The sequence below is a fragment of the Sphingobacterium sp. 40-24 genome (genome assembly GCF_001899705.1).
Taxonomy (GTDB): Bacteria; Bacteroidota; Bacteroidia; order Sphingobacteriales; family Sphingobacteriaceae; genus Sphingobacterium; species Sphingobacterium multivorum.
In genome coordinates this window covers 1-1,566 of record NZ_MKWH01000042.1, presented here as the reverse complement: position 1 = coordinate 1,566, position 1,566 = coordinate 1, and the positions used below count along the sequence as shown (strand labels likewise).

At 44.3% G+C, this 1,566-nt stretch carries 2 protein-coding genes; both read left to right on the top strand.

Annotation, left to right across the window (positions count from 1 at the left end; genetic code table 11):
• Nucleotides 1-247: 247 nt before the first annotated feature.
• Nucleotides 248-880 (top strand): DUF4141 domain-containing protein, encoded by a 633-nt coding sequence (locus tag BGP15_RS17360; protein WP_028069010.1) that lies wholly within the window; start codon nt 248-250, stop codon nt 878-880.
• A gap of 2 nt (nt 881-882) precedes the next feature.
• Nucleotides 883-1,566 (top strand): conjugative transposon protein TraJ (gene traJ, locus BGP15_RS17355; RefSeq protein WP_286770253.1); only part of this gene is annotated, 684 nt, incomplete at its 3' end.

Sequence of the window (1,566 nt, the reverse complement as noted above, 5' to 3'; positions counted from 1 at the left end):
AGAGCCGTATACCTGGAGACAGGTACGTACGGTTCGGGGGAGAGTTCTTGGAAACCTACCATAGTCAATATGGCAAGGCGCCGGGTCCTTATCCTACGCCTACACGACTGAAGAAACCGAAAAAATAGAAGTGATGCAGCTTGCTGCTGAACTCGACGGCAATGTAGAACTCGCCATTAAGCATATCGCAATGCAAAGGCGTGACAAAGCAAATCAATAGTCATTAACATTTAAAATTTCAAGAACAATGAAAAAAGTATTGTATCTGGTGTGTACGGCCTTAATGCTTGCCGCAGCACCGTCAGCAAATGCCCAATGGGTCGTAACAGATCCGGCTAATCTGGCTTCGGGTATCATCAACTCTGCAAACGAAATCATACAGACTTCTTCGACTGTGAGCAATGTTGTAAAAAACTTCAACGAAGTGAAGAGAGTGTATGAACAGGGCAAGGAGTATTACGACAAGTTGAAAGCCATCAACAACCTGGTGAAAGATGCACGCAAAGTGCAACAAACGGTATTGTTGGTAGGTGATGTGTCGGAAATGTATGTGAACAACTTCGGGAAAATGATGAACGATCCAAATTTCAAACCGCAGGAATTGGTAGCTATCGGCAATGGCTATTCGGCACTGCTCAATGAAAGTGCCGAACTACTAAAAGAGTTAAAGCAGATTGTAACCTCTTCAAGCCTTTCGCTGAACGACAAAGAACGTATGGATATCATAGACAGGGTTTACAAAGAAGTAAAGGAATATCACAGTTTGGTACGCTACTACACCAATAAGAACATTTCTGTGAGCTACTTGAGAGCGAAAAAGAAAAACGATGCCAAAAGAGTGCTTGAACTCTACGGAACTGCTAACCAAAAATACTGGTAAAAATGGAATGGGATAATCTTCACGAACTCCTGCGGTCGCTTTATGACGATATGATGCCGCTTGCAGGCGATATGGCGGCTGTTGCTAAGGGTTTGGCAGGATTGGGTGCGTTGTTTTATGTGGCATTAAAGGTTTGGCAGGCCTTAAGCCGTGCCGAACCTATCGATATGTTTCCATTATTACGCCCGTTCGCTTTAGGATTGTGTATTATGTTTTTCCCGACCATCGTATTGGGAACCATTAATGCGGTGCTAAGACCGGTTGTAACCGGAACCCATGCCATACTGCAAGACCAGGTACTTGACCTGAATAAACTTCAACAGCAAAAAGACCAATTGGAATACGAAGCAATGGTCAGAAACCCCGAAACTGCCTATATGGTATCAGACGAAGAGTTTGATAAAAAACTGGATGAATTGGGTTGGTCGCCATCCGATATTGGTACAATGGCGGGTATGTATATGGACAGGCAAGCCTACAAGATAGAGAAAGCTATAAAAGATTGGTTTCGTAATCTACTGGAAATACTCTTTCAGGCGGCGGCTTTGGTCATTGATACCATACGAACGTTTTTCCTGATAGTCCTCTCCATACTTGGACCAATAGCCTTTGCTATTTCCGTATGGGACGGCTTTCAGTCCACGCTCACGCAATGGCTCACGAGGTACGTCAGCGTTTACCTGTGG